The organism is Paenarthrobacter sp. OM7, assembly GCF_029873575.1.
GTDB lineage: Bacteria > Actinomycetota > Actinomycetes > Actinomycetales > Micrococcaceae > Arthrobacter.
This window is the reverse complement of record NZ_CP123579.1, coordinates 1,632,488-1,659,026: the sequence shown is the minus strand read 5'-3', so window position 1 is coordinate 1,659,026 and position 26,539 is coordinate 1,632,488. Positions and strand designations below refer to the sequence as shown.

Below are 26,539 nucleotides of genomic sequence, written 5' to 3'. Positions count from 1 at the left end.
AACGTTTTGCGCATTGTGCTCAGTGATTCAATGGATCATGCGGTTTTCCACCCAGACCCTCCTCCTCCAACTGGGGGTTGTCCTGCTGGTGGTCCTGCTCAGCGGAACAGTCCATGCCTGGCTGGTGTACGAACGGATCGGCACCGAAGCCGAGAACCAAGCCCTCACCCTTGCCAGGACGGTCGCGGCGGATCCGGATATCAGGACCAACGTGCAGCTCATCAGCAGGGAAGAGGGAACGCCTCCCTCGGAAGTACTCGCCGTCGGGCCCCTGCAAGAAGCTGCCGAGGCGGTACGGGCGCGCACCGGCGCCTTGTTCGTGGTCATCACGGACGAAACCGGCCTCAGGCTGGCCCACCCGGAGACGGCGCGGCTGGGTGAACGCGTCAGCACGGACCCCTCGGTGGCATTGGGCGGTGAGGAAATCACTACCCGCAACACCGGAACGTTGGGACCATCGGCCGGGGCCAAGGTGCCGGTGTACTCGCCGGAAACGCCCGGCGCAATCGTGGGCGAAGTCAGCGTGGGCTACTCCGTGGAGTCTCTTGGCAACAGCCTGGCCCGCGACATCGTACCCATTGCCCTCACTGCTGGCGGAGCATTGCTTGCCGGCGTCCTGGCATCGTTCTTGCTCCGCCGCAGGCTGCGGCGGCTCACCCTCGGTCTTGAGCCCGAAGAAATCAGCACCCTCGTCCACGACCAGGTAGCGGTACTCCAAGGCGTGGATGACGGCGTGATCGGTATCGCGGCGGACGGGCGCATCTCCGTGTTCAACGCAGCAGCCGCCAGGCTCCTGGACATGCCCGATGCCACCGGGCAGGACTGGGCGTCCGCCGCCGTTCCCGAGCAACTCAAACAGCTCACGCAGCCCGCGGCACGTGATGCGGAGGCCGTGGAGATTGTTGCAGGTGGGCGCGTTCTGGTGGTGAGTGCACGCAAGGCCTGGCATCGCAAGGAGGACCTTGGCTGGGTGGTCATGCTGCGTGATCGTACGGAATTGCAGCAACTCACCCGCCAACTCGACGCCGTGGGTACCATGTCCACAGCCCTCCGCGCCCAGCGCCACGAGTTCGCCAACCAGCTCCACACGATCGCGGGTTTCATGAGCATCGGCCAGTACGAATCGGCCAAGGCATACTTGGCCCGGATCTCCGCAACGGGCCCGTTGAAGTTCCCGGTGGAGCAGGCTGAACTCCTGCAGGACCCGTACTTGCAGGCGTTCGTTGGCGCCAAGGGCGTGGAGGCTTCGGAGCGCGGCGTGGCCCTCCGCGTCGGGCCCGAAACATTGGTCCGCGGGCACGTGACCGATCCCCAGGACGTGACCACGGTGCTCGGCAACCTGATCGACAACGCGGTGAGTGCCGCCGTCGCCGGGTCCGCCGCGGACCGCTGGGTGGAGGTTGAACTGCTGGACGACGCCACCACAACGGGCGGCACCTTGCATATCGTGGTGGGAGACTCGGGCGATGGTTTGGGGAGCCTTGAACCCGAAGAGGTCTTCGCAGAAGGATTTACGACGTCGGAACAACCGGTACGCTCGGGGGCTGGACAAGGTTTGGGGTTGGCGTTGGTGCGGCAGCTGGCGCGAAGGCGCGGCGGCGACGTCCGCGTTCTGGAGCCCGGCAGCCATGGCGGTCCGGGGGCGGTGTTCATGGCAACCATCCCCGGTGTCATGGACTTTTCCGGCACTGTGGATGCAGGTGCCGACTCTACCTTGAGGGAGGACAGCAGTGGCTGAGGATTTGAGGGTGCTGATCGTGGATGACGACTTCCACGTGGCAAGGCTCCACGCTGCCTATGTGGATTCCGTGGCCGGCTTCATGGCTTTGGCGCCGGCGGGCTCCGTGTCCCAAGCGCTGCAGGCGATCCACAGCCTCCGCCCGGACCTGGTGCTGCTGGACGTGTACCTGCCGGATGGCTCCGGCTTGGACCTGCTGGGCCAGTTGGACGTCGACGCCGTGATGCTCACCGCAGCCTCGGATGCGCAGTCCATCAAGGTTGCCCTGCGTCGCGGCGCGCTGGGGTACATGCTCAAACCCTTCACGGCCGAGTCCCTGTCCCAGCAACTCCGGTCCTACGCCAGGTACCGGAGGATTTTGGGCCAGCAGAGCGCCGTGGACCAGACCACCATTGAACGCGCAAAGCGCTCCCTGATTCCCGGTGACGTCACGCCGGCCGCCAAACCCCGCTCGGCGACCGAAGCGGCGGTCCTGGAATCGTTGATCCCTGGTGAGCAGTATTCAGCTGCCGAGGTGGCGGAACGCGTTGGCGTTTCCCGGGCCACGGCGCAACGGTACCTGTCCTCGCTCGCGGACGATGGCGCCGTCGAAATCCAACTGCGCTACGGGACCACGGGTCGGCCGGAACACCGCTACGGCATCCCGAGCTAGCCCAACCAACTGGCATTAGTGGTTGTTCTGAGCGCTCAGAAGAACCACTAATGCGACTCAGTTGGGTGCGTTACGCGCTCTTCTGCGCCACGAGCTCGATCTCCACCAGCATCGCGGGATCGAGGAACGGCAGGACGTGGACCAGGGCAAGCGTGGGGCGGATCTCGCCGAAGACCTCACCGTGCGCACGGCCGGCATCTTCCCATTTGCTGATGTCCGTCAGGTACAGCTTGGACTGCACAACGTCCTCGTAGGAGAACCCGGCTTCTTCCAGAACGGTGCCGAGCTTTTCGAGAATGTACTTGGTCTGCGAGTAGAAGTCTTCGCCAACAATGCCATCGGGCCCACTGGCTGCCGTCGCAGAGATGAAGAGGGTGTTGTCCACCTGGACTGCGCGGGAGTATCCAAGGGTCTGCTCCCAGACCGAACCCGTGCCGAATGTCTTGCGCATGCCGCGCCTTCCTGTCGTTTCGCACGGTCCGGTGACCGGCGTTTACGAAGGAAACTTTATGACTGCGGGAGGTCCAGCCGGTAAACGAACAGCTTTATGTCGGTGCCGGGAACGAACCAGTCGCGGTGCGGCGCGCGGTCAAAGCCGGTGCGTGCATACAGGGCGTTGGCACTTTCCCACGTCGCGCCGGTGGTCAGCGAAACGGCCTTGATGCCGTCCATGGCCTTGGCCTGATCGACGACGGCCTGCACCAGGGCGCGGCCGGCGCCGGAGCGCTGCACAGCCGGATCCACCACGAGGGTCCGCAGTTCCAGCTCATCCTCCAGGCCGATGTCCGAGAAGCCGCCGCCCGCAGGAGCCGCGGTGACCGAACCGATCACCTCGCCGTTGCGCTCTGCCACAAGGATGTCGGCGTGCTCTGCACGGCCTGCCACATCCTGGAGCTTCTGCAGGTACGGGTGGTCGGCGTCGCCGTAGTACCCCGCAGTGACGTAGGAGTCCTGCGTAATGCGGGCAACGGCGTCGTAGTCTTCGGGCAGGGCGGGACGGACGGTAATCGGCGAAAGCACCTACCAATGGTAGTCGGGCCGGTCGCACCAAAGACGCCAAAAGGGCCTTTCCGTGATGGAACTATCAGTCACGAACGGAACACACGACGACGGCGGCCCGTGCTTTGTTGATCGGGTGGACAACTGCTGGGCTGCTTTTGTGTTGCCTCCCGTGGCGTCGGATGGAGCCGCGTTGCCTGCCGTGAACCCCGGTTTCGTGCTGTTTCGGGGACATGTCGAAACGCTGGCGGAGGGCTTCGGACCCGTGCTTGAGTTGCCACACACCGGCCCCAACTGTCCTGACCCGAGGAGAAACCATGACCCCGCCAGACCGCAAATTGCACCTCAACGCGTTCCTGATGAGCACAGGGCACCACGAAGCATCATGGCGCCTGCCCGAAAGCGACCCCCTTGCCTCTACCAAAGTGGAGCACTACCAGCACCTGGCCCGCACGGCCGAACGCGGAAAGCTCGATTCCATCTTCTTCGCTGACTCCCCCGTCCTCTTTGGCGAGGTGGGCCGCCGTCCTGCCGGAAAACTGGAACCAACCGTGCTGCTGACGGCCATCGCTGCCGCAACACAAAGGATCGGCCTGATCGCGACCGCCTCCACCACCTACAACGACCCCTTCAACCTTGCGCGCCGTTTCGCTTCGGTGGACTGGGTCAGTGGTGGACGTGCAGGCTGGAACGTCGTCACGACGGCGGGACCGGACGCCGCGCGCAACTTCGGTGTGGATGACCAGCCGGCCCATGCCGTCCGGTACGAGCGGGCCGCTGAGTTCATCGAGGTGGCACAGAAACTCTGGGACAGCTGGGAAGATGACGCCATCCTCGCGGACAAGGCCGAGGGCGTCTGGGGCGATGACAACAAGATCCGGGTCATCGAGCACGAGGGGAAACACTTCCGCGTTCGTGGCCCCCTCAATGTTCCCCGTTCACCCCAGGGCCACCCGCTGATCGTCCAGGCCGGCTCTTCCGAAGACGGCAAGAAGCTGGCGGCGCAGTATGCCGAAGCCGTCTTCACCGCCCACCAGACCCTGGCCGACGCCCAAGCCTTCTACTCTGACCTGAAGTCCCGCACCGCAGCGGTGGGCCGCGACCCGGAAGGCATCAAGATCCTGCCGGGGATCGTCCCGGTCATCGGATCCACTGAAGCCGAAGCCCTCAAGCTTGAGCGTGAACTGGACGAGCTCATCAAGCCCGAATACGCCCGGGAGCAACTGGCCAAGACGTTGCGCCTGAAGCCTGAGGACCTCCCCCTGGACCGCCAACTCCCTGCCGACCTGCCGTCCGAGGACGACATTGAGGGTGCCAAGAGCCGCTACACGCTGATCGTGGAGCTTGCCCGCCGGGAGCAGCTCACCGTTCGCCAGCTGATCGGCCGGCTGGGTGGAGGACGCGGGCACCGTACTTTCTCCGGAACACCTGAACAGGTTGCTGACGCCATCCAGGACTGGTTCTTTGCCGGCGCCGCGGATGGCTTCAACATCATGCCGCCGGTCCTCCCTTCAGGACTGGAGGTGTTCGTGGACCACGTAGTACCGATCCTCCAGCAGCGCGGGCTGTTCCGTACGGAGTACACCGAGTCCACGCTCCGCGGACACTACGGACTGGCCCGGCCGGAGAACCGCTTCGCAGGCTCCGCGGCTCAGCAGCTCACGTCCATCGGATCAGCGTTCTAGGACCCATACCGCGTCACGGGGGCGGCCCTCAGCGCTTGGGCCAGCTCCACGAGGGACCTTCCAGCGATCCCAGACCCTTGATCCGGGTCTCGCCGAGGTCCTTGTAGAGCTCATGCTCATGGGCGGCACCGCTCTCGCGCAGCGCCTTGAGCAACGCTTCCGAGTGGGTCACGACGATCATCTGGCTGTTGGCACTGGCCTGGACAATCAATCCGGCCAGTGCCGGCATCAGGTCAACGTGGAGGCTGGTCTCGGGTTCGTTGAGGACCATGAGCTCGGGGGGCCGCGGGGTCAGCAACGCCGCGGTCAGCAACAGGAACCGCAGGGTTCCGTCCGAGAGCTCTGCGGCCTTCATGGGCCGCCACATGCCGGGCTGACTGAGTTCCACGCTGAACCGGCCGTCGTTGACGGCAATCTCCAGGCGGCTTCCGGGAAAGGCATGGCCGACGGCGGCATCCAACTGCCGCTCGAAGCCCACCTCGCGCAGTGTTTGCAGAGCAGCCGCAAGATCCTTGCCGCTGTGATGAAGCACGGGTGTGCGGGTTCCGAGCTGCGCCTGGCGGGCGGGAGCGTCGGCATCCGTGCGGAAGTGATCGTAGAACCGCCATGAACGGACCGAGTCACGAACCCGCAGAACCTCCGGCGCCCTGTCCTGGTCCGAAACCTCCGTCAGCATGCTCTGGAAAGTGTCCAGCCGCCTGGATAACTCTGTCCACTCGCTGCCGGGTCCGCGCAGCTTGGCCAGGCTTCCCTTCCGGTCGACCAACAGTGAGCCTGGCCGTGCTACAGGGCCGGAGAAGATCTGCTCCCGTTTTATTTCGGGATCCAAGCTGAAGGCGGAGGGCCGGGGCCTGCCGGTTTCCTGGTCGAATCCGGCACCGCCGGGCGTTGGCATCCCCAGGTCCACCAAGTATCCAAAATCGTCCCCGGAGTAACCCAGCTTCAGGCTTACGGACTCACGCCGTACCGTTCCCTGGACAGGCACGTCACCACTGCGCATGGCCTTGCTGATGGACTCCGGGCCTGCCCACAGTGTGGAGGGCAAACCGCCGTCGCGGGCAAGCGAACCCACCACGTTGCCGGAGTCGCCCCCGGCACACTCTGCCAACAGCCGAAGCGCCCGGTACAGCGAGGACTTTCCGCTGCCGTTGGCACCGGTCACGATGTCCAGGCCATGCAACTCCATGGCGAGGTCCCGGATGGATCGGTAGTTGGCGATGGCGAGGGTTTTGATCACGGATTGGTGGTCACAAAGGAAACTTGCCGGACAGTTCCAAGGCGCCGGCGCACATCCAGGCCGCCAAACGGTCTTCGGTGCTTGGCCCACCGTTCAAAGGGCTCTCCAACCGTGGTCTGCGCACCCAGCAGCCCGCCTCTTCGGCGATCAGCGCACCGGCAGAGAAATCGTGCTCGTTCAGGCCACGCTCGCCGTAAGCGTCAAAAGTACCGTCGGCCACCAAACAGAGATCCAAGGCCGCAGAACCCAGGCGCCGGACGTCGGCAAAACCGTCCATAAGCTCAGCGAGGCCGGCCGACTGGTCTGCGCGGGTAGCGGGATCGTAGCTGAATCCCGTAGCCAGGATGAGTCCCATTCGTCCCTGGACAGGACCTGCCAAGCGGGTGGTCTCTCCACCGACCTCCAACCAGGCTCCTTGTCCACGGGCGGCCGAGTAGACGCGACCCAGGGCAGGTGCGTGGACCACCCCGGCCAGCCATACGCCGTCGGAATCGGCTACGGCCACAGAGGTGGCGTAGTAGGCGATGTTTCGGATGAAGTTGGTGGTCCCGTCCAAGGGGTCAATGGACCAGCGGTATCCGGAAGGCGTGTCCGGCCTGGTGGTGCCGTGCTCCTCGCCAGTGATGGTGTCGTGGGGCCGCTCTGCAAGGATGGCTTCGCGGACGGCATTCTCAGCCGCGACATCAAAGGCCGTGACCCAGTCGCCGTCCTCACCCTTGTTGGTGGTTTCGAGGCCATCGCCGCCTGTGCCGCTGACGGACCGCTGCGCGAGCACAGCAGCACCCGCCGCAGCGGCACGTTTGGCTACTGCCAGGAGCCCGTTCACCTCCGTCATTCGGAGACTGCTTCCGTGGCGTCAGGTGCGGCGGCGTCAGCGTCAGGTACGGCATCGGTGTCCGCTCCGGTGGTCGCGGGACCATTGGCGAGCAACTCCCGGAACCCGTCCTCGTCCAGCACGGGAACTCCCAACTGCTCTGCCTTGTCCAGCTTGGTGCCGGCGCTTTCGCCGGCCACCAGGAAGCTGGTCTTCTTGGAAACGGAACCGGATGCCTTCCCGCCACGAATGATGATGGCTTCCTTGGCTTCGTCCCGGCTGAAGTTGGGCAAAGTACCGGTAACAACGATGGTGAGCCCTTCAAGGGTGCGCGGCACGGACGTGTCCCGCTCGTCTTCCATCCGCACACCGGCCGCTGCCCAGCTGTCCACGATCTCGTTGTGCCAGTCCACGGCGAACCACTCTTGGAGTGCCACTGCAATGGTGGGGCCCACACCATCCACATGGGCCATTTGCTCCTCCGTGGCGTTCCGGATGGCGTCCATGCTGCCGAAGGCGGTAGCCAGAGCCCGCGAAGCGGTGGGGCCCACATGCCTGATGGAGAGCGCTACCAAAACACGCCAGAGCGGCTGCTTCTTGGCTTTCTCCAACTCCACAAACAGTTTCTCGGTGGTGGCCGTTGGCTTGGAGGGGGACTTGGCCGTGCCCTTGGTATAGAAGTACGGAACCAGCTCATACTCGCCCGTGCCCACACCCTTGGAACGCTTCTCCCTGCGGATCAGGACATCGGCCAGGTCCTCGCGGGTCAGGCTGAACAGGCCCGCCTCACTGGTCAGCGGCGGGATCTCCGGCTCCGCGGGCTGCGTGAGCGCTATGGCCGCTTCCCACCCCAACGCCTCAATATCGAACGCACCACGGCCCGCGAGGTGGAACACGCGCTCACGCAGCTGCGACGGGCACGACTTCGCATTGGGGCAACGAATGTCAACGTCGCTTTCCTTGGCCGGAGCCAGAGGGGTGCCGCAGGACGGGCATTCGGTGGGCATCACGAACTCCCGGACCGGTGGATCCTGCTTGTCGCGCAGGGCCAGCACAGGGCCCACGATTTCGGGGATGACATCGCCGGCTTTTCGAAGGATCACGATGTCACCGATCATGACGCCCTTGGCCTTGACCACGTCCTGGTTGTGCAGCGTCGCCATGCCCACCGTGGAGCCGGCCACTTTTACTGGTTCCATCAATCCGAACGGAGTCACCCGGCCGGTACGGCCTACGTTGACGGCAATGTCCAGGAGCTTGGTGTGGACTTCCTCGGGAGGGTATTTGTACGCAGCAGCCCACCTCGGAACCCGGGAGGTGTAACCGAGGGCCCGTTGGGTGGCGAAGTCGTCGATCTTGACCACAATGCCGTCGATCTCATGTGCGAGGTCGTGCCGGTGCTCGCCGTAGTGCCCAATGAACTCAAGGACCTCGTCAAACGAGTCCAGGACCTTGAGGTACGGACTGGTGGGCAGCCCCCAGGCTTCAAGAAGCTTGTACGTTTCGGACTGGCTCTTGGCTTCCAATCCTTCGCGGGCGCCGATGCCGTGGACGTACATGCTCAGGGGCCGCTTGGCGGTTTCCGCAGGATCCTTTTGTCGCAGCGAGCCAGCGGCAGCATTGCGCGGGTTGGCGAGCGGTGCTTTGCCGGCGGCGACGAGGGTTTCGTTGAACTCAACGAAGGCCTTGGAGGGGATAAATACCTCACCCCTGATTTCGACCTCAGAGGGATACCCGGATCCGGTGAGTTCGCGTGGGATTTCCTTGATGGTCAGGACGTTGTGGGTGATGTCTTCACCAGTTGTGCCATCGCCGCGCGTGGCCGCACGGACGAGCTTGCCGTCGCGGTAGAGGAGGTTCACAGCGAGGCCGTCGATCTTCAACTCTGTCAGCCAGGCAATGGGCGGAACGGAGTCTCCGAGCTTGGCCACCGAAGCTTCCGCCTTCCGCACCCAGGCCTCAAGCTCGTCCAGGGAGAAAACGTCATCCAGGCTGTACATGCGTTGCAGGTGCTCCACGGCAGCGAATGCCGAGGAGACCTCGCCGCCCACTTCCTGCGTGGGGGAATCGTTCGAGACAAGCTCCGGGTGGAGGGCTTCCATCTCCTCCAGGCGCCGGTACAGTTCATCAAACTCGGCGTCGGATACCGTAGGTGAGTCTTCCTGGTAATAGGCATACCGGTATTTGCGGACGAGATCGGCCAGTTGCTCGTACTCATCGCGCAAGGACTCCGAAGGTGGGGTCCCCTCTGCTTCCACGACGGTTGCAGCCGCCTGTTCACCTGTGGTTTCTACCGGATTCGCAATTTCTGGTGTGCTCACACGTCTATCTTGCCGCAAGCCAACGACATTTATGCGGCGCGGCTAGTGCGAAGAGAGCCGGTTCTTGCTCCACAGGGCGAACGCCAGGCCGCCCAGGCCCACCAGGAGAACGGCACCCAGGATACCGAAGAGGCCCAGCACGTTGGGGCCGGAGATGGACGTGCTGGCCATGGCGGCGGCCTGCGTCTCCTTGCCCTTGTCCACGGGGGTGTTCCAGTTGGACGACTTGGACGGGCTGGGGCTGGCTGAGCTGGGTGTCGCAGAAGGCGAGGCCGACGGCGTTGCAGACGCCACGGTCGCCTCGGGCGTGGGCGCGGGTTCGGACGGGCCCGACGCCGGACTGGTCACCCGGGGTGCCACGGTAACGAACTGCGTCACTACGGGCTGTGGTGCCTGGACAGGCGGCTCGGGAGCGGCTGGTGCAGGTGCAGGTGCCTTCTGTGTCTCGCGGACACGGGTCGGTTCCGGTTTGGGCGTGGGCCTCTTGTCCGGTTCCGGGGCCAGCGCAGGCTGCGTCGGCAAGGGGTCCTGGACTCCCTCACTGGGTGCGCAGGATAACTTCCCGTCGCATGGAGCAGCGTGGACGGCGGCAGCTGGCGCCAACAGCAGACCAGCGGTCAGAAGAACGGCAGGGACAACGGAGTGTCGCATGAAGTAACCTCAGCCGGGGCGTTGGGGTGCCACCGGTTTTCAAGAAGTTCGGGTGTTTTGTGAAATCCTCCTATATCCCCCGCGCTGCGGCAAATCCTAGCTTCGGTTCTCCGGCGGCATGGCGATCTGCAGTTTGCGTACTTTGCCGCGTCCAACAATGTATCCGCGGCCGGGAATGAAGTCGGTGCTGATCCTGCCGAGGGAGGTGTTGAGCAGGCTGTCGCCTTCCACGTCTCCCGGGTTGAGCAACAGCCCACGGCGCCCGGACTTGAACGGCTGTGCCAAGGACCAGGCCTGGGACCAGGTGGATGTTTCAGATTCGCCCACCACCCATTGATCGGCCTTGATGGCCGCCGTGACCAGGCGGCCGACCCCCGATTCAGCCAAGGTGTCCGTGAACTCGGTCAGGCCCTCGATGAAAATGGCCATGCTGCCCGGGTTGTCCGAGGCCTTGTCGATCAGGTCATCCACGACGTCGGACACTTCATCCGGACCCACCAACGAGCGGCTCCAGATGTTCAGCGACGCCACGGCGGACCGGCGCGAGCCGATGTAGATCAGGTCTGTCCGCGGATTGGAGCGACGCAAGGCGTACGCCAGGGTCACCAGCGCGACCGTCCGTCCGGCACCCGGAGGGCCAGCGAGGAGGAGCGAGCCCTTGGCAGCGATGGCCGCCGAACCCAGTGTCTCGTCGTCGACACCAATAACGGGATTGTCCGGAGCGCCGGTGGGCAGGATGTCCAGGTCCACCAACTCCGGGAGGCGCTGGATTTGCGGTGCCTGCTCCAGTCCTTGACGGACCATGGCCTGGCTGAGCTTGGCAACTTCGCGTGCTTGCAGTGCCAGGTTCGAGTTGCCATCCAGGACGGCGAGCTGGACTTCAAGACCATCCAGCAATCCGCGCCCGGGAGGGGATGCGGCGTTGAGGACATCTTTGGGGACGTCCAAGGTCATGTAGTCGTCTTCGGAGCTGAGGCGCAGGACCAACCGCTTCTGGATGGAAGCAAGAAGCGACGCCGGAACAGAGTTGGTGCGGTCACCGCTGACTACCAGGTGGATGCCCAAGGGACGTCCGTCGGTGGCCAGCGTCAGGAAGATGTCCCAGAGCGCGGACAGCTTGCTGTACTCGTATCCTTCCCGGAAAGAGGACATGCCATCGACCAGGATGAAGATGCGCTTCTCGTCCGGCCTGTTGGCCAACTGCCGGTATTCCACGATCGTGGAGGCCCTGACCTCGGCGAACCGGGCAGCACGGTCGTCGGCTACTTCCTTGAGCCAGCGCAGCAGGCGGCCAACGCGTTCAACGTCGTCTCCATTGATGATTTCACCAACGTGCGGGAGTCCGTCCAGCATCTTCAGTCCGGAGGAACCACAGTCGATGCCGTAAATATGCACCGGGCCACCGCGGGGTGTGACGGCTGCAGCGATGGCGATACTGCGCAACGCAGCCGACTTTCCGGATCCGCCCGTGCCGTAGACGGCCATGTTGCCGTCCTTGTCCGGTTCGTAGAACACGGTGGGCTGGTCCTGGTGGGCGGGATCGTCTGCGACGCCCAGCAGGAGCCGCTCATCCGTGCGCGGGTTCGGGAGCTTGGAGAAGTCGTACGTGGTGGCCAGTTCGTTAAGCCACGGTTTCCGGGGAGGCTCGATCGAGAGGACGTCCGCGGCACGGATGATGTTTTCCGTCATCCGGGCGATGTCGTTCGGCCCTGCGGGTTCTTCCTCCACTTGGGCCACCAACGGCGGTTCCCAGGTGGGCCCGGAGCCGAAGGCCATCTCCACGATGTCGATCCGCGGACGTTGCGGTTTCTCGGTGGTCCAGCCACCGGCATATCCGGTCTGGAAGCCCTGGATCCGCCCGGGGCCGGTCTTCGCGGCGCCACGGCCCGGGATGGAGGGATCAAAATAGGCGGCAGTGGGAACACCAAGAATGTCCACGGCATCCACTTCATCAGCCATGCGCAAAGCGACACGGAGGTTGGTGTTGGCACGCAGGTTGTCCTTGATGACGCCGGCAGGCCGCTGGGTGGCCAGGATCAGGTGCAGGCCCAGGGAACGGCCACGGGCAGCGACGTCCACCACGCCGTCCACGAACTCCGGAACTTCCGTAGCCAGTGCCGCGAATTCGTCCACGATGATGATCAGGTACGGCGGTGCCTCGGGATCGGCTTCGCGTTGCAACGCCAGCAGGTCCTTGGCCTTCTTGCGGTTCAGGAGCCGTTCCCGGTAGTGCAGTTCAGCGCGCAGGGAGGTCAGTGCACGGCGGACGAGGTGCGGGGACAAGTCCGTCACCAGTCCCACGGTGTGGGGCAGGTGGAGGCAGTCCGCGAATGCTGCGCCGCCCTTATAGTCCACGAAAAGGAAGCTGACACGGTCCGGGCTGTAGGCCGCGGCCATGCCCATCACCCAGGACTGGAGGAATTCTGACTTGCCGGCGCCGGTGGTTCCGCCCACCAGTGCGTGCGGACCTTCGTTCTTGAGATCGAGGTAGAACGGCTCCACGCCTTTGGAACCAACCAGCGCGCGGAGGCTGCCGTTGTCCTTGCGGTTGGGCACGGCGGTGGCGTGGACAGAATTGTTCTCCTGCCAACGTTCAGCAACGGCCTGCGGGTTGTCCATCAGTTCCTTGCCGATCAACGTGGCGTAGGACACGGCGCGCGGGAGGTCGGAGTCGTCGTCGAGCGGGTTTCCGACGTCCACCAACGGCGACATCATGCGGGCCAGTTGCGTGGCAAGGTCCGCATCGAGGCTTTCGCAGCTCACAGGATAGGTGTGCCTGCCCAGGCGGACCTGGCCTGTTGTGGTGCCGTGATCGCCGTCAACGGAGAGGAAGTCCCGGCACGCTGCAGGGAGGGACTGCACGTTGGCTGCTACCCACATGACGTGCACGCCATGGTCAGGGCCGCGCTCCACCAGGCGCGTGAGGCGTCCACGGTCCACGGGAGCATCGTCTTCCACGATCACCAGGACAGCGGGCACAACGGGGGCTGGGATTTCTTCGTGCTCGTTCTTGAGCCCGGGGCGATGCTGCGGCCCTGGTTCCTTGGCCATGGACTCGCGCTCTTCCACGAGGCTTTCCAATCGGGACAACAAGGCAGCACCGGCGCCAGGGCCTGCGGCGAGGTGGTCACCGGACAGCGGGCTGTGGCCTGAACCGACATGCGGAAGCCATTGCAGCCAGTCCCAACGTTCACGGGAGCGCGCCGAGGTCAGCGAGGTCAGGACCACTTCTGCAGGCGAGTGGAGGCCTACCAGTTGAAGCACCATCCCGCGGGCAACATCGTCCACCACGCTGCGGTCCCCCGCCACGCCGAACGATCCGGAGGTCCGCAGTTGGGAAACAATGGGCACGCCCTCGATCACCCGGACCTGCTGAAGGCATTCCTGGATTTCCCGCATGTACTGCGGTTCGGTTTCGTTGGCGCTTGGCTCGTCAAAGGGGATGCGCGACGGCGCGGAGCCCAGCCCGAAACGGACGCCCAGGAAGTGCTGGTGCTCGGGACGGTTGGTCCACAACAAGGGGCCAAGTTTGTAGATCGCGTCCACGGTATCGCTGACCGAAGGCGCTTCCTGGAGCCTGACGGCGCGCTCGATGTTCTGCTGCCGGTCGATGTCCTCGCGGAAAGCCAGCATGGCGGCCTTGAACTGCTTGTGGCCTTCCTTGGCCTGGCGCTTGCTCTGCATCTTGTGGTCTACGTAGTGCCCCACGATGAACAGCGGCATCATGGCCATGAAGAGGACAGAGAGCAGGTTCTGGGTGACGGCAAAAAGCACGCCGCCCATCAGCAGCGGCGCCACCAGCATGATGTAGGGGAACGGCTGGTGCTCGGGGCGCTTGGGACCGGCCGGCGGCACCCGCTTGGGTGACTCGAACCTCGGCAGGACCCGCGGTGACCGGTTGAAGTCCACCAAGGGCGATGACGGGCCACCACTGTGGTTCCGGGACAACGCCACCACTCCTACAGTGGTATCGCCCAACGTAACCGTGTCCGAGGATTGCAGTGTTGCCCGTGTGACGGGCAAGCCGTCCATGAGCAGCCCGTTGGCAGAGTTCGTATCCACGATCTCCACCGTCTCGCCCACCGTGACGCGGGCATGGCGCTTGGACGTCAGCGGGTCGGAAAGCCTGATGTCGGCGTCCCTGTCCCGGCCGATGTAGCTGGTGCCGAAAGGCAGCGAAAACTCGCGCCCGACGTCGGGCCCTGACATGACGCGCAACGTCGCCGCTGCCGGTCCCCTGTTGGTGCCGTTGGCGTGGCCGTTCGAGGCAAACTGTTCGCTGACCTGCGCGAGCGAGACCTTGGATCCGGGCCGCAACCCGGACTCCAGCAAGTTGTCGGTGGGGCGGAGCACGTGTCCGGACAGGCCACCGCCAACGAACGCTTCGTCCACGCTGATGGACAGGTTCGACGGCGGTTCGGTCCCCTTGCGTACGGGGTCGGCGACCCAGAGTTCGGTGGCAATGTCCGCCACGGTGGCGCGACCATCCACCGTCACGGCGAGGTCCTTTGCTTCGGCAGGATCACGCCGCAAGGTCAGGCGAAACTTCATCCTTCGTCGACTCCAGTCATTTTTTCAAGGAGGTGCAAATCAGCCGGGGTCACCAGATGCGAGGTCACCGCGTGCTCCACCAGGCGGGCGCGGCGGTTGGTGGCGAGTTTCCCTGCGCCACCGCGCAAACCAACGACTCCAACGCGGTCCAGTTTGTCGCATACGTTGTCCAGCTTGCGGTTGAACCGTGTCAGGGCCCAACCCAGCCGCTTCGCAGCCTCTGCTGAGGAGGGAATGGCGCTGAAGCCAGTGCCTTCGCGGCGCAGCATGGGCTCAGCCAAGGCCACGATCAGGGCCTTCTGTGAGTCCGTGAAGACCACGGGGCCAATGGTGGTGTCCCCCGCCTGGTCCTCTTCGCGGGCCTCATGCCGGAACGACGGCGTCTTCAAATGGACGGCGAATTCATACGTTGTGGGCCCGGCAGTGAAGATCACGTTGGTGTGGCTGAAGACCAACGGGATCCTTGCACCCGGCGCAAGCCAGGCCTGCATGCCGCCGGAACCATCGGCGATGGTGGCAGACAACATGCTGCCCACGTTGCTGAGCCACCACATGCCGTCGTAACGGGCGATCTGCAGGAAGCGTCGGTGCAGATACGGGTTGTCGTCGACCTCCAGGTCACCTTCGCGACCAATGTCAAAGACGTCTTCGTCGGATGGTTCGTACCATTCCCCACAGAAATCTATTGCTAGATCCCCCATGATCTGTGCCTCCTCAGTCGGCGGTAAGTAAGTGTCATATGCCGGCTACCCGTCCAGGCAAGCGATGGAGCCCGGCCCCTCAGGCGACGCGCTGCCGTCCGACCGGACAATGATGACCTGCACGCAAATGGGCGGTTCGCCAAAGCCTGAAACGAAGGCCTTCTCCGTCTGCGTTGTCTCATAGGCGCCGTCAGCCTTGGCCGATTTGGTGCGCCACTTGTAGGTATCGCCCTCTTTAGGCTGCGGGTTCTTCCAGGAAAAAACGATGATGTTCGGATCCTTGGTATCCCGCGCCGCGGCCAGTGCCTCGACGTCCGGGACGCTGCCACTGTCCAGGGCATCGGCCGGGGCCTTGCTGGCTGTTTCCGTCGGGGCAACTTTGGGTTGTGCCGACGAACCCAGGACCATGCCCACCACGACGGCGACCACCAGCACTGCCGCCCCGGTGGCGGCGAGCCACAGGTTGCGCTTAGTGTGGTCGGCTGCCTGGACGTTATCTTCCGTTGCCGATGCCCCTGCGGACGCAGCGGAGCGGCTGACCGTTGCATCAACATCCACCGCAGCCGGCGAAGCCTGCCAGCCTCGAAGAACCGTGGATTCCGCGACCTCGGGTGCCTCCACCGCGCTTTGATCCCGGACCGGCGCGTGAAATTGCGGTGGGGTTTGCTGGGCGGCGCCCTTATGCGTTTGTGGCGGGGAAACGTGTGCAGGAGCTTGCGTGGCGCCGGGAACCGTGGACGGGAAGGTCCGGGCGGGGAAGGTGGGCGCCGATCCCGTGGTGGCTGTCCCGGAAGCGTCGGGATCAATCGCAGCAATGCTCCGGACCCGGGTTTCCTCGAAGTTGTCGTCCGGATGCTGGTCGTCGCCGTGCCCGGGTTCTTCAAGCACTTCAAACGGTGTCTGGGACAGGTTCAACTCGGTCTGGATCCGCTGGAGCGCCAGGGCAAAAGCATGCGCAGACGAGTAGCGGGACCCTGGAGACTTTGCCATGGCGGTGGCCAGGACGAGTTCCAGGGACTCCGGTACGTCCGCCCGCCCAAGCCTGGGAAGGGGCGAGTTGGTGATGCGCGAAATCAGCTCGCGCTGGGAATTGTCCTGCCCGGGCAAGACGAAGGGCGAACGGCCTGCCAGGAGGGTGTAGAGCGTGGCTCCCAACGCCCAGATGTCAACGGGAACCCCGTCCACCGCGCCACCCCGGAACTGCTCGGGCGGCGACCACGGAATGGACATGCCGGCGTCGTCCTCGGTGTCGGCGCCAATGGTGCCGGAGATACCAAAGTCCGTCAGTGCGGGACGGTTGTAGTCGGTGACCAGGATGTTGGCCGGTTTGATGTCCCGGTGGACGATGCCGGCCCGGTGCGCGGTCTCGACGGCGGACGCCACCTGGATGCCGACGGCCAGGACCTCGTCCACGCTGAAGCGCTGACGGCGGTACCGCACATCAAGGCTTGGCCGGGAGCAGTACTCCATGGCGAGGTAGGAGTGGCCGCTCTCCGTAATCTCGGCTTCGAAGATCGTCACGATGTACGGGTGCGATGACAATTGCGCCATCAGGTTCGCTTCGGACTCGAAGCGTCGGCGTGCGCCCTCGGTCTTCAGGTCTGACAGCAGCACTTTGACGGCCACTTTACGGCGCGGCCGGTCTTGCTCATAAAGGTAAACATCCGAGAATCCGCCGGAGCCCAGCAGGCTCACATACTGGAATCCCGGAATGGGTGGAGGCGGCGCGGGGGGCCTCTTGGAACTCAAAGAATCTCCTCGAAACGCAATGAAATGTCGTCACCCAGCTCGGCGATATCGCCGTCCAGCAGAATGGCCATTTCGTTTTGGGCAAGGCGGCGGGGGGCCTGGCCTTCCCTGATCAACACTGTTCCGTTGGTTGCCTTCAGGTCGCACAACATGACGTGCCAGCCCTCCAGCCTGACCTCGACGTGGGAGCGGGAAATGTCCCCTCCGGGACTCTCCACCTGCACCAACTTGGGCATGGTGCCACCTTGGACACGGGAAACGGAAGGTTGCCGTCCAATGATCAGCGACTGGTCAAGATCGATCAACTCGCCCGTGGAAAGGCGCATGCGGCCAAGTCGCGGCCGCTGGACCTGCTCGGCATCCCCGGACAGTGCCGTGCCACAGACAGAACACTGCGGATACGTAGGTGGATTCGCGTGCCCCTGCGAACACACCCGTGCCAACACGCTTGGCCCATTGGCAACCGCAGCGTCCAGGGCAGCCGGTGCCGGTTTGGCCGCGTCGTCATTCCCTGCAGCCAGGCTGCTTTTCATGATGGTCTGGCCGTCATGGTCCGCATCTTCGTCGACGACGCCTGCGGGCGGTGCAGGTGGCCAGCCGCCCGGAAGCTGCGGGGCAGGGCCCGCAGTGGGCTGTGACTGGGCCGGGCCTGGCGACGGCGCGGACCCGATGGCCGGAGCAGCGGGCAGGCTTGAAGACGCGGGGGCGGCACTGCCTGCATCCGACGCGGCAGGGCCGGTCCGCAGCCAAGGTACGGAATCAATCAGACCCGTTCCCTGGTCGGAAGGGAGTTGCACAGCCGCAGGTTGCCCTGCCGAAGGTTGCTCTGCCGAAGGCTGCTCTGCCGGTGCTGGGGTCACTTGCGCCGGAACTGACGATAGCGGATCCTGCGGTTCTGCAGCAGGTGCTGCAGGCATGGGCGCAGGGGCCACCGGAGCACCCGGCGTCTTGGACACCGGGGCATCGTGGTCGTCGGAGTCGTCATCCACCCGTACGGCGGCATCTTCGATGGTGCGCATCACCGTCTTATCCCACAGGTGATCGTAGTTGGTGGTGTTTTCCAGCGTGGGGACCAAAGGATCAGTGGTGCTGGTGTGGACGGGTTCAACGGCCTCTTCGAGGCCGTCCGTCGCGACTGGTTCTTGAGCGGTCTCCCCTGCCAAAGCACGTGCCGGTGAAGCAGCTCCATCCTCCGAAGGCGGGCCGGCGGCGGGCGGGGCGGTGGCGGTTTCGGCGACGACGGGCTCGGCGGTGGCGGTTTCGCCATGGGAGGTTCCGTCGGCAGAGGCTTGTCGGGAAGCAGGTTCTCCGGCACGCCCATCCGCCGCAGGTTCACTGGCAGGTTCATCGCCAGGATTTGATTCCTGCCCCAGCCCCAAGTGGCCGGGTGCGATGGTCAGGCCAAGGTCCGCTTCGGTGTAGCCGATCATGGTTTCGTCGGAAACCTTGTCCGGGACAGGGTGCTGGTTTTTTCCGTCGTTTGCCGGCTCCTCCAAAGGAACGGCTGCTGCATGGATCGCCGGCCCCACATCGCGGCCGGGTTGGCCGGGTTCAGCTTCGAGAACTGACAACAGCACCACGCCCTCCGTCAGGGGCAGGCTGTTCAACGGCATGCCGGAGGCGGAACCGCCCCCGATCCGAAGGCTGTAGGACGATGCGCCCGCGAGCCTGCGTTCTGTCCAGGTGGTGACGTCACGGCCTGTGAGCTGTTCGGCGCCCGATTCCACCTGGACCAGCAATTCGAGATCACCACGGAGGAACACGCGGAGCGCGTCCTTGGCGTCAATGATCCCGAACGGAGGGATGCGGCTCAACGAAACACCAAAGGCATCCGTCACCTCGTGAAGGACCTCGTGGGCCTCGGGAGCCGATGCCAGCAACTCCCAGACAGCGTCGATCAGCGCATGCGGTGTATCCGGACCCAGGAGAACCACGGTCCCGTTCCGCACAACGCCAAACCAGTCGCCTTGCTGGTAGCGGGTCAGCGAAAGGTTACTGCTTGCCATCGACGCCTTCCTCCTGGTCAGCCGCGGATACCTCGTCCGCGCCATTAACCCAGGCCCGTGGAAGGGTGTCCTCTTCAACCTCGGAATCAACCTCGGGACGGGGCGCAGTGGTGGCGATGCCGGCGTCGTTCATGACGTTCTTGGCGTCCACCACGATGACGGTGACGTTGTCCCGGCCGCCGCTTCGCAGGGCAGCCTGGATCAGAGCATCCACGGCATCCTGCGGATGTGCGACGGTGCTGAGGATGCGGAACATGTGGTCGTCGCCCAGCTCACCATTGAGACCGTCGGAGCAGACCATGATCCGGTCACCTTCCTGGATGGGAAGCAACCAGAAATCGGCCTCGGTCTCATCGCCGGTGCCCAAGGCACGGGTCACTACGTGGCGGCGGGGATGAACCGTTGCCTGCTCTGCGGTGATGTCCCCGGAATCCACCAGTTCCTGCACCTCGGAGTGGTCCACGCTGACCTGCGTGAACTCCCCTTGGCTGAGGCGGTACGTCCTGGAATCTCCGATGTTCATCACCAGCCAATAGGGCAGGCCCATCTGTTCCACCACCACCACGCCGGACAGCGTGGTTCCGGCGCGGGCTCCCGTTGCGTTGCGGATGGCTGCGTCAGCCCTCAACAGGCAGGCCTGCAAGTCGGCTGCAGATGCGGTCCGCACGCCAGCTGCAAGTTCGGGGGCACTGCCCAGGGCCCGGACACACATGCCGCTGGCAATTTCACCGGCCTCATGTCCGCCCATGCCGTCTGCAACCGCAAAGACGGGGTCTGCAGCGATGAACGAATCCTCGTTCAGTTCACGGCGCAGTCCGCGGTCCGTCCCGTACCCGTAACTCAGGCCAAAGGAAGACCCGCCTGCAGGAGCGCCGGCTTCGGCATTGGCAGGGGTGGCCGGCTGTGAATTCATGCTTGTCCTAGGTGGAAGGAACGGTCCCCGAAGTGAACGGTGGAACCGGGACGGACCAAGACTGCCTGGCCCGGATGGAGCCGCGTCTGGAGACCGTCGGGCGTGGTGACGGCACTGCCGTTGGTGGAGTTTCGGTCGGTGACCCAGACGCCATCGCCATCCACCCTCAGATGCAGGTGGGTTTTGGAGATGGACCGGCCGGGATCGGCAACCGGCAAAAGTTGCTCTACCGCTTCCCCGGGCTGCGCAGCCGGGTTCCTCCCCAGCAGGACTGAGCCGCCGAGTTGGACGTCCTGGCCGTCATCAATCCGGATCCGCAGGACCGCTTGTGCCCGCGCAGTGCCGGGGCGCATCTGGGTGCGCTCCACGTCGTCGTCGGGGTGGCCGGCAAAGCCGGTAACCGGCGCGGACGGTTGCTGAATGACCTGCGGCTGCGGCGTCACGGGAGCCAGCTGTGGTGCAGCCGTCGTTGGCCGTGGTGCCGACGGCGGACGCCACTGGTTGGGGTCATGTGAGGGCTGCTGGGCTGCCGGCACCACTGGAGTCACCGGCGCAGGTGCGGACTGCCCGAAACCGGACGGAGTGGCCTCAGAGGAAGCGGCAGCAGCCTGAGCGACACCGGATCCCCTGGCACCAGTCGTTGCGCCGGAGGGGACTGGAGAAGCCACCGGTTGCACGGGCGGGAGATCCATTGGCGCGAAACTGTAGGGGCCCTGGATGCCACCCGTGGCCACGGGATTACGTCCTGCGTTGACGTCGAACACCAAAGACTTCGCGGCCTTGTCCTGCCAGCCGCGGAGCTTGCCGTCCTTGTCCCAGGCATTGGAGACCACCACGAGGACGGCCCACACAACACCCAGGAGCATCAGAGGAAGCCCGATCCACAGCACCAGGGTAATCAGGCCAAGGGCAGAAAGAACCACCGAGGTGATTCCGCCGAGGAGCAGTACGCCGCCGGTGATGATGCCCCGCACAAAAACGGCACCGGCACCGGGGGCGTAGCCCTCGGCATCGGAGCTGCGGATTCCCATGAGCTGGTTGCCGATGGTGTTGCCGGACTTGGCTTCGAGTGCAAGCAGCACAAAAATGTAGACCACCGTCACACCCAGGCCGATGCTGCCCAGGAGGACCAACAGGCCCGTGTCATAGACAATGAAGCCGTTCTTGCGGGTTTGCGTGATGCCTGCGATGCCGATGGCGAAAGTGGTGGCCAGGACTGCAATGGGGCCAAGCCAGTCCAGCACAGCCGCGCCAAGCCTCCTGCCTGCAGACGCGGGCACCAAGTGGAGCTTGGTGGTCATGGTGGTCCCTCCCCCTGGCCCAGTGATACGGTCCGGCGCCGTGGTGATTCCCGGAGGCGCCGGGTGCGTCGGCGACGCCGGCGCCGACACTACCGAGATACTACCGGGATCGGGCAGGCCCTGCCGGGTCGCGAACTCCAAAGCCGCCTTTTGGGCGTGGTTGATGTTCCCTTCCTTGCGGGCTCCACGGTTGCTCAACGGCGATCCGCATTGCGTGCAGAACGTGGCCCCTGGAAGGACCGCATGCCTGCAGGCCGGGCAAAGTTCGGCCTCATTATTCATTCGTGGTGTCCTTCTTGAACGGCAAGGTGAAGCGACGGCGCGTCGAGGGATCGGTGGTCGCCTGATCCCGGCGCCGGAGGGCAGCCCGCCCATCGGACAGCAAGGACCGCGGCGAGAACCGGGCCTGCTGCCGCTTCCAGAAACCGACGCTTCCCGTGATGTCGGTCAAGGACGAATCGACGATCTCCCAATAGTGCTTGACCTCGTCCTCGCTTGGCTGGCCGGCGCCAAAGACGGCGGCGTCTGCGCGGTGGGCAAGCATCGTGGTGGTGCCGCCGGCGTTCGGGAACGCCTCCGCGATAACGGTGGCCGATTCACGCCGCGTTGACTTGGTGTTGATCGAGGCGCCCATGTCGGTGGCAAGGCTGATCACTTCGTTCCACCCACCGCCGACCCGCTGGGCAGGATGGCCGTCACGGAAACGTGCCTTCCGGCGTCGCGCTTTCAACAGAAGGATGAGCAGCAGCGGCAAGGCGAGTATCCCCAACGGGATCAGCGCGACACCGATAGCTGCCAACAACGGGCCCCAGAAGAGCCAGGGGTTGTTTTTCTTCTCGTCAGCGTCCAGGGCATCCGGCGTGGAGTCCGGCGGCAGGTCCGCGGGTTCCTGCGGCGGGGGCGGCGGCTGCAGCACCTGTGGCTTGGGCTTGGACTTGTTCTCCGGGTCCGGCGGGATGGGGACGTTGTCCTTGGGCGGGGTGGGATCGAACGCAACCCAACCGACGCGGTCGAAGGCCACCTCAACCCAGGCGTGGACGTCCTTGCCCGTGATCTTGATGTCGCCCGCACCGTTTTCGGGGCTCTTGGGATCCGGGTAGAAGCCCATCACGACGCGCGACGGGATGCCGAGGTGCCGGAGCATGAGGGACATGGAGACGGCGTATTGTTCGTCGTCGCCCAGCATCTGCTTGGCGGAGAGCATGTTGCGTACACGTGCGGCGCTGTGGCCGGGGAGGCTGGGAAGCTGTCCTTCCGTCACCAGGCCGTTGCTGAAAGCACCGCTCTTCTGGAAATGCGCTTCGATCTGCCGCACACGGTCAATGGCCGTTGGCGCATCGGCGGACAGTTCATTGGCCTGCGAGGCAATGATCGGCGGCACCTCCTGGGCCTCCGGCAGCGTCAGCTTCGCGAAGTCGTACTGCGTCAGCTGGCCGTGCTCCAAGGTGCCGGGGTCGGAGACCTGGACCGTGTAGTTCTCGCCTTTGGACAGGCCCTTGGTGGTGACTGCGGTGTCCGTGCCGGCGTTGAAGTATAGACCCGACGCCGCACCGGACGTGTCCGCGAAACTCATGCCGGTGGTGTGCCGGCCGCCCGGAACGAAGTACCCCTGGTAGTCCTCGATGGTGATGTCCAGCGTGTAGTTGGTGCCCTTGACCGGGCTCCCGGTGTCAGCCAGCGTATTGAGGGAGCGGGCGTCTCCCACCTTGCTGAAGTTCCCGGAGCTGTTGGGATCCATGGTGTAGTTCAGGCCGTTGAAGGCATCCAGGGCGGCCAGGCGCACACGAGCGTCCTTCGGCAAGCCCTTAACCGTGAACAGCGTGCTGTCCTTTTCGTCCTTGACGAAGTTCCGGAAGCTCGCCAAAGGAGTGATGTAGTCGCGGGGATCGAACGGCGGGACGATCGTGTTGCGCAGCACCTTCCGGTCGTCGCTGGCGGTGACAATCGGCGACGCGATGGCGGTGACGCCGACGGCGACGGCGATCACGGCTGCAGCAGTCCCCAACCGGCGGAGCTGGCCGCGGCGCGCTGCACCGGCGTCGGAATCCGGCCTGTTGGCCGAGACAGTCTTGGTGCTCCGCTGCCGAAGGACATCGCGGCGGAACGTCGCCCACACGATCGAGACAATGGTGAGGGAGACGCCGCGCTCCACATTGAGGAAGCCGGCGCTGGTGCTGAAGGCGATACCCGTTACGAACAACACCAACACAGGCAGCAAAGGCCAGTACGGGCTCTTCAGCCGCCAGGTCAGCAGGCCAGCGGCCAAAGCGGTCAGCAGCGAGCTGAGGAACGGCACGATGAGCATGCCGTTGGCAGTGCCCACGGGAACGCCGACCGTCAGCATGTCCTTCCAGGCAAACACCACGCCCAGCAGCAGTGTCCGCAACGAATCGAGGCTGGGAAGGACGCCGAAGACCGCTGAATCAGGTACGGCGAGGGCGGAGCCAAACAGCATGTAGGCACCGAAGGCCACGGCGGCAGTAATCAGCAGGCCCAGGCGAAGATGGGCGTTCAGGACCGCGATGCCCAGTCCAAGGAGCACACCGCCCAGGCCGGCGATCAGATAGTGGGGGTCTCCCCCGAAACTCAGGCTAAATCCGAGGACTCCCAGGAACAGCAACACCACCAAGGCGCCGCAGTCCACGGCGAAGTGCCACAGCGGGCGGCCGTCGGCAAAGATCGACCCTCCGCCCGCGCGGTTGGCGCGGCCTGTTGACCTGGATCCTTTCGCGGCACGGGGACGCACACGGAGATTCGGTGCGGTGCTCATGCTGCCGCCTTTCGAAGAACAATGGCCAGATCATCAAGGTCGCCGACAGTGAGGACCGTCAGGTCAGCGATGTTGGCCCTCGTCGGCGCCGCGCCGGGTTGGACCCGCACTGCCAGGCTGCGAACGCCAGGGGGCACGGATGCGGCACAAGTACGGAGCTGGGTTGCGGTGACGTGACTGCCCACGACGAAGAACACCACGGAGGCGTTCGGGACAGCGTCGGACAGGTTCCTGGCGAGGTCGACGGCGTTCTTCCGCATCGGCGCCCCGACAATCCTTGTGGCGTCGTCCAGCAGGTTGCGGCCGGTTTCACAGCGGAGTGGTCCCTTTTGAGTCAGGACGTCCAAATCGCGCTGTTCGCTGATGGCCTGGCGGCCAATGGATGCCGCTACTGAGATGGCCATTTCGAACTCCGGTTCGGAGTCGTATTCGTCAGTGTTGATGGAGAGCGCAATGGCCAGGTGTGCACGGCGGGTTTCCTCGAACTGGCGGACCATGAGCTTGTTGGTCCGGGCTGTGGTCTTCCAGTGGATGTGGCGGCGATCGTCCCCCGGAACATAGTCACGCAGGGCATGGAAAGAGACGTCGGCGCTGGACAACTCAGTGGTGGGCATGCCTTCAAGGTCGCGGATGAAGCCCGCGGCCGAGCTGCCCAAGGACACCGTGCGGGGATGGACAAAGAGGTCCACAGGTTCGGTCCACATCACGCGGCGGCGGAGAAGGTGGAGGGGGTCGGCGCGGACCGAGCGAACCGGACCAACCACGATCACAGCGCGCCGGGCCGTTGGAATGGTGAAAAGGTCCTCGTGCACCTGCGCCGGCTTCATGCGCGGCAGGTGGAAAACGGCGGTGTTGGAGCCCACCGGAAGCTCCAGTGCTGCGGGCAACAACGGCCTGGTGGAGACGTTGGACACGGCAATGCTGCCTACAGCGTCGTCGCCCACAGCTACCCGCGTGCGGGCGAGGTCCAGGACCACGCCGTACGCCGAGCGGCCCACAATGAACGCAATGGCCAGGACAAACAGCAGGAAAGCAACCATCGCCGCGGACTTCGCTTCCTGCCAGCCCCAGGCCTGCCCTGCCCACCAGAGCCCGATGGCAGCAGCGAGGACCACCCAGCCCAGCAGGCTCACCACGGCGAGGACCGGCCACACGAACTTCAGCCACACTGCCCGGACGTTGCGCCAAGCAGGTGAGAGGAACTCGCCGGCTGTTCCCGCGGCTTCGGCCCACACGGCGGCCGGGTGCAAGGAACTGGGCTTGCCCGGTTTCCCGTTGCGGCCGGGGCGGTTCCCTGGTTCGTTGCGGGGTGAACGGGCGTTGCGAATCTTGCCGCTCACAGCGGCCGTTGCGCGTTTGAACGAGTCAGCAGCCCTGGTCAGGGGTGTGCTGGAGGACATGTGGAGGCCTTTGTTTGAGCTGGGGAGCAGGTGGGGTGCGATGAGCCGGTCTGGCTCGTGCGGTGCCGCGGACTAAGCGGTGGCGCGTTGCTGCGGGGCGGCGACATCCGCCAGGACGCGGGTGAGGACAACGTCCGGTGTTGCACCGGAGAATTCCGCCTCAGGATCCATGACCAGACGGTGGGTCCACACCACAGGTGCCAGTTCCTTAATGTCGTCCGGGAGGACGAAGTTGCGGCCTTGGCCCGCGGCCCACACCTTGGCGGCACGAACCATGGCAAGTGCACCACGCACGGAAACACCAAGGCGGGTCTCGGAGGCGTTGCGGGTTTCCTCGCACAAGCGTGAGATGTACTCCAGCACAGCCGTATCCACGTGGGTGGTGGCCGCAAGGTCTGCCATATCGGCCACGGCCTGGGTGGTGATGAGCGCCGTGAGCTCCTTGGACCGGTCCTTGAGGTTGGCCCCGCCCAGCAACCGCACCGTGGAGGCATGGTCCGGGTAGCCGATGGACGTCTTGATCAGGAAGCGGTCCAGTTGTGCTTCCGGCAGGCGGTACGTGCCCGCCTGCTCGATCGGGTTCTGGGTTGCCAACACCATGAACGGCCGGCCTGCCTCATAGGTGGTTCCATCCACGGTCACCCGGGATTCTTCCATGACTTCCAGCAACGCGGACTGGGTCTTCGGCGACGCACGGTTGATTTCATCAGCCAGGACGATGTTGTTGAACACCGGGCCCTTGTGGAATTCAAACTTCTGGGTCTTCTGGTCATAGATGGTCACACCCGTCACGTCCGACGGCAGGAGGTCAGGCGTGAACTGGATACGGTTGTGCGAACCCTGGACTGTTGCAGCCAGGGCGCGGGCCAACGAGGTCTTACCCGTGCCCGGTGCATCTTCAAACAGGATATGTCCCTCGGCCAACATCGCCGTGAAGGTCAGCCGGATGACGTGCTCCTTGCCGAGCACCGCCTTGCCCACATTGGCCACGAGCTTCTCGAACGTTTCTGCAAACCACGCGGCCTGCTCGTTTGTCATGGTCATCGGTTGA

The 26,539-nt window shown here is 64.6% G+C and carries 18 protein-coding genes; 3 read left to right on the top strand and 15 right to left on the bottom strand.

Annotated elements, in window-relative coordinates:
• The first annotated feature begins 37 nt into the window (after positions 1–37).
• Entirely contained in the window at positions 38–1,738 is a 1,701-nt protein-coding gene (locus QEH68_RS07625; RefSeq protein ID WP_280627590.1) for an ATP-binding protein, read from the top strand.
• The gene (locus QEH68_RS07620) at positions 1,731–2,390 is read left to right on the top strand and encodes a response regulator (protein WP_280627589.1); all 660 of its coding nucleotides are present in this window, start codon (positions 1,731–1,733) and stop codon (positions 2,388–2,390) included. Before QEH68_RS07625 ends, QEH68_RS07620 begins: the two co-directional genes overlap by 8 nt.
• 70 nt (positions 2,391–2,460) lie before the next feature.
• Here QEH68_RS07620 and QEH68_RS07615 read toward each other — a convergent pair whose 3' ends face one another.
• The gene (locus QEH68_RS07615) at positions 2,461–2,841 is read right to left on the bottom strand and encodes a RidA family protein (RefSeq protein ID WP_207596914.1); all 381 of its coding nucleotides are present in this window, start codon (positions 2,839–2,841) and stop codon (positions 2,461–2,463) included.
• Between the two features lie 56 nt (positions 2,842–2,897).
• Complete coding sequence (locus QEH68_RS07610) at positions 2,898–3,410, bottom strand: GNAT family N-acetyltransferase (protein WP_207596913.1); 513 nt, start codon at positions 3,408–3,410, stop codon at positions 2,898–2,900.
• A 296-nt stretch (positions 3,411–3,706) separates the two neighbouring features.
• Here QEH68_RS07610 and QEH68_RS07605 point away from each other — a divergent pair, with 296 nt between their 5' ends.
• Positions 3,707–5,074, top strand: coding sequence for an LLM class flavin-dependent oxidoreductase (locus QEH68_RS07605; protein WP_280627588.1), 1,368 nt, complete (start codon positions 3,707–3,709; stop codon positions 5,072–5,074).
• A 28-nt stretch (positions 5,075–5,102) separates the two neighbouring features.
• Here the strand turns inward: QEH68_RS07605 and QEH68_RS07600 are convergent, their stop codons facing one another.
• The 13 genes from QEH68_RS07600 to QEH68_RS07540 all read right to left on the bottom strand — a co-directional run bounded on the left by QEH68_RS07600 (position 5,103) and on the right by QEH68_RS07540 (position 26,532).
• Positions 5,103–6,311 (bottom strand): AAA family ATPase, encoded by a 1,209-nt coding sequence (locus QEH68_RS07600; protein ID WP_280627587.1) that lies wholly within the window; start codon positions 6,309–6,311, stop codon positions 5,103–5,105.
• A 10-nt stretch (positions 6,312–6,321) separates the two neighbouring features.
• On the bottom strand, positions 6,322–7,146 hold the full coding sequence (locus QEH68_RS07595) for an inositol monophosphatase family protein (protein WP_280627586.1): 825 nt from the start codon (positions 7,144–7,146) through the stop codon (positions 6,322–6,324).
• Positions 7,143–9,446 carry an NAD-dependent DNA ligase LigA gene (gene ligA / locus QEH68_RS07590; RefSeq protein ID WP_280627585.1) on the bottom strand — a complete coding sequence of 768 codons (2,304 nt, stop codon included), beginning with the start codon at positions 9,444–9,446 and terminating at the stop codon, positions 7,143–7,145. Before ligA ends, QEH68_RS07595 begins: the two co-directional genes overlap by 4 nt.
• Positions 9,447–9,488: 42 nt before the next feature.
• Entirely contained in the window at positions 9,489–10,097 is a 609-nt protein-coding gene (locus tag QEH68_RS07585) for a hypothetical protein (protein WP_207596908.1), read from the bottom strand.
• Positions 10,098–10,193: 96 nt separating this feature from the next.
• Positions 10,194–14,648, bottom strand: coding sequence for an FtsK/SpoIIIE domain-containing protein (locus tag QEH68_RS07580; RefSeq protein ID WP_280627584.1), 4,455 nt, complete (start codon positions 14,646–14,648; stop codon positions 10,194–10,196).
• A complete protein-coding gene (locus QEH68_RS07575; RefSeq protein ID WP_026541428.1) occupies positions 14,645–15,349 on the bottom strand; it encodes a hypothetical protein in 705 nt (234 codons plus the stop codon). Before QEH68_RS07575 ends, QEH68_RS07580 begins: the two co-directional genes overlap by 4 nt.
• A 45-nt stretch (positions 15,350–15,394) precedes the next feature.
• Positions 15,395–17,098: a serine/threonine-protein kinase gene (locus QEH68_RS07570; RefSeq protein ID WP_280627583.1), complete on the bottom strand. Its 1,704-nt coding sequence runs from the start codon at positions 17,096–17,098 to the stop codon at positions 15,395–15,397.
• Positions 17,095–19,104: an FHA domain-containing protein gene (locus QEH68_RS07565; RefSeq protein WP_280627582.1), complete on the bottom strand. Its 2,010-nt coding sequence runs from the start codon at positions 19,102–19,104 to the stop codon at positions 17,095–17,097. The genes QEH68_RS07570 and QEH68_RS07565 overlap by 4 nt, the downstream gene beginning before the upstream one ends.
• Positions 19,091–20,017, bottom strand: coding sequence for a protein phosphatase 2C domain-containing protein (locus QEH68_RS07560; RefSeq protein ID WP_207596904.1), 927 nt, complete (start codon positions 20,015–20,017; stop codon positions 19,091–19,093). The genes QEH68_RS07565 and QEH68_RS07560 overlap by 14 nt, the downstream gene beginning before the upstream one ends.
• Positions 20,014–21,600: an RDD family protein gene (locus QEH68_RS07555; protein WP_280627581.1), complete on the bottom strand. Its 1,587-nt coding sequence runs from the start codon at positions 21,598–21,600 to the stop codon at positions 20,014–20,016. The genes QEH68_RS07560 and QEH68_RS07555 overlap by 4 nt, the downstream gene beginning before the upstream one ends.
• Positions 21,593–24,088 carry a transglutaminase domain-containing protein gene (locus QEH68_RS07550; RefSeq protein ID WP_280627580.1) on the bottom strand — a complete coding sequence of 832 codons (2,496 nt, stop codon included), beginning with the start codon at positions 24,086–24,088 and terminating at the stop codon, positions 21,593–21,595. The genes QEH68_RS07555 and QEH68_RS07550 overlap by 8 nt, the downstream gene beginning before the upstream one ends.
• Entirely contained in the window at positions 24,085–25,488 is a 1,404-nt protein-coding gene (locus QEH68_RS07545) for a DUF58 domain-containing protein (protein ID WP_280627579.1), read from the bottom strand. The genes QEH68_RS07550 and QEH68_RS07545 overlap by 4 nt, the downstream gene beginning before the upstream one ends.
• A gap of 72 nt (positions 25,489–25,560) precedes the next feature.
• Positions 25,561–26,532 (bottom strand): MoxR family ATPase, encoded by a 972-nt coding sequence (locus QEH68_RS07540; RefSeq protein ID WP_089594270.1) that lies wholly within the window; start codon positions 26,530–26,532, stop codon positions 25,561–25,563.
• Between the last annotated feature and the right edge of the window lie 7 nt (positions 26,533–26,539).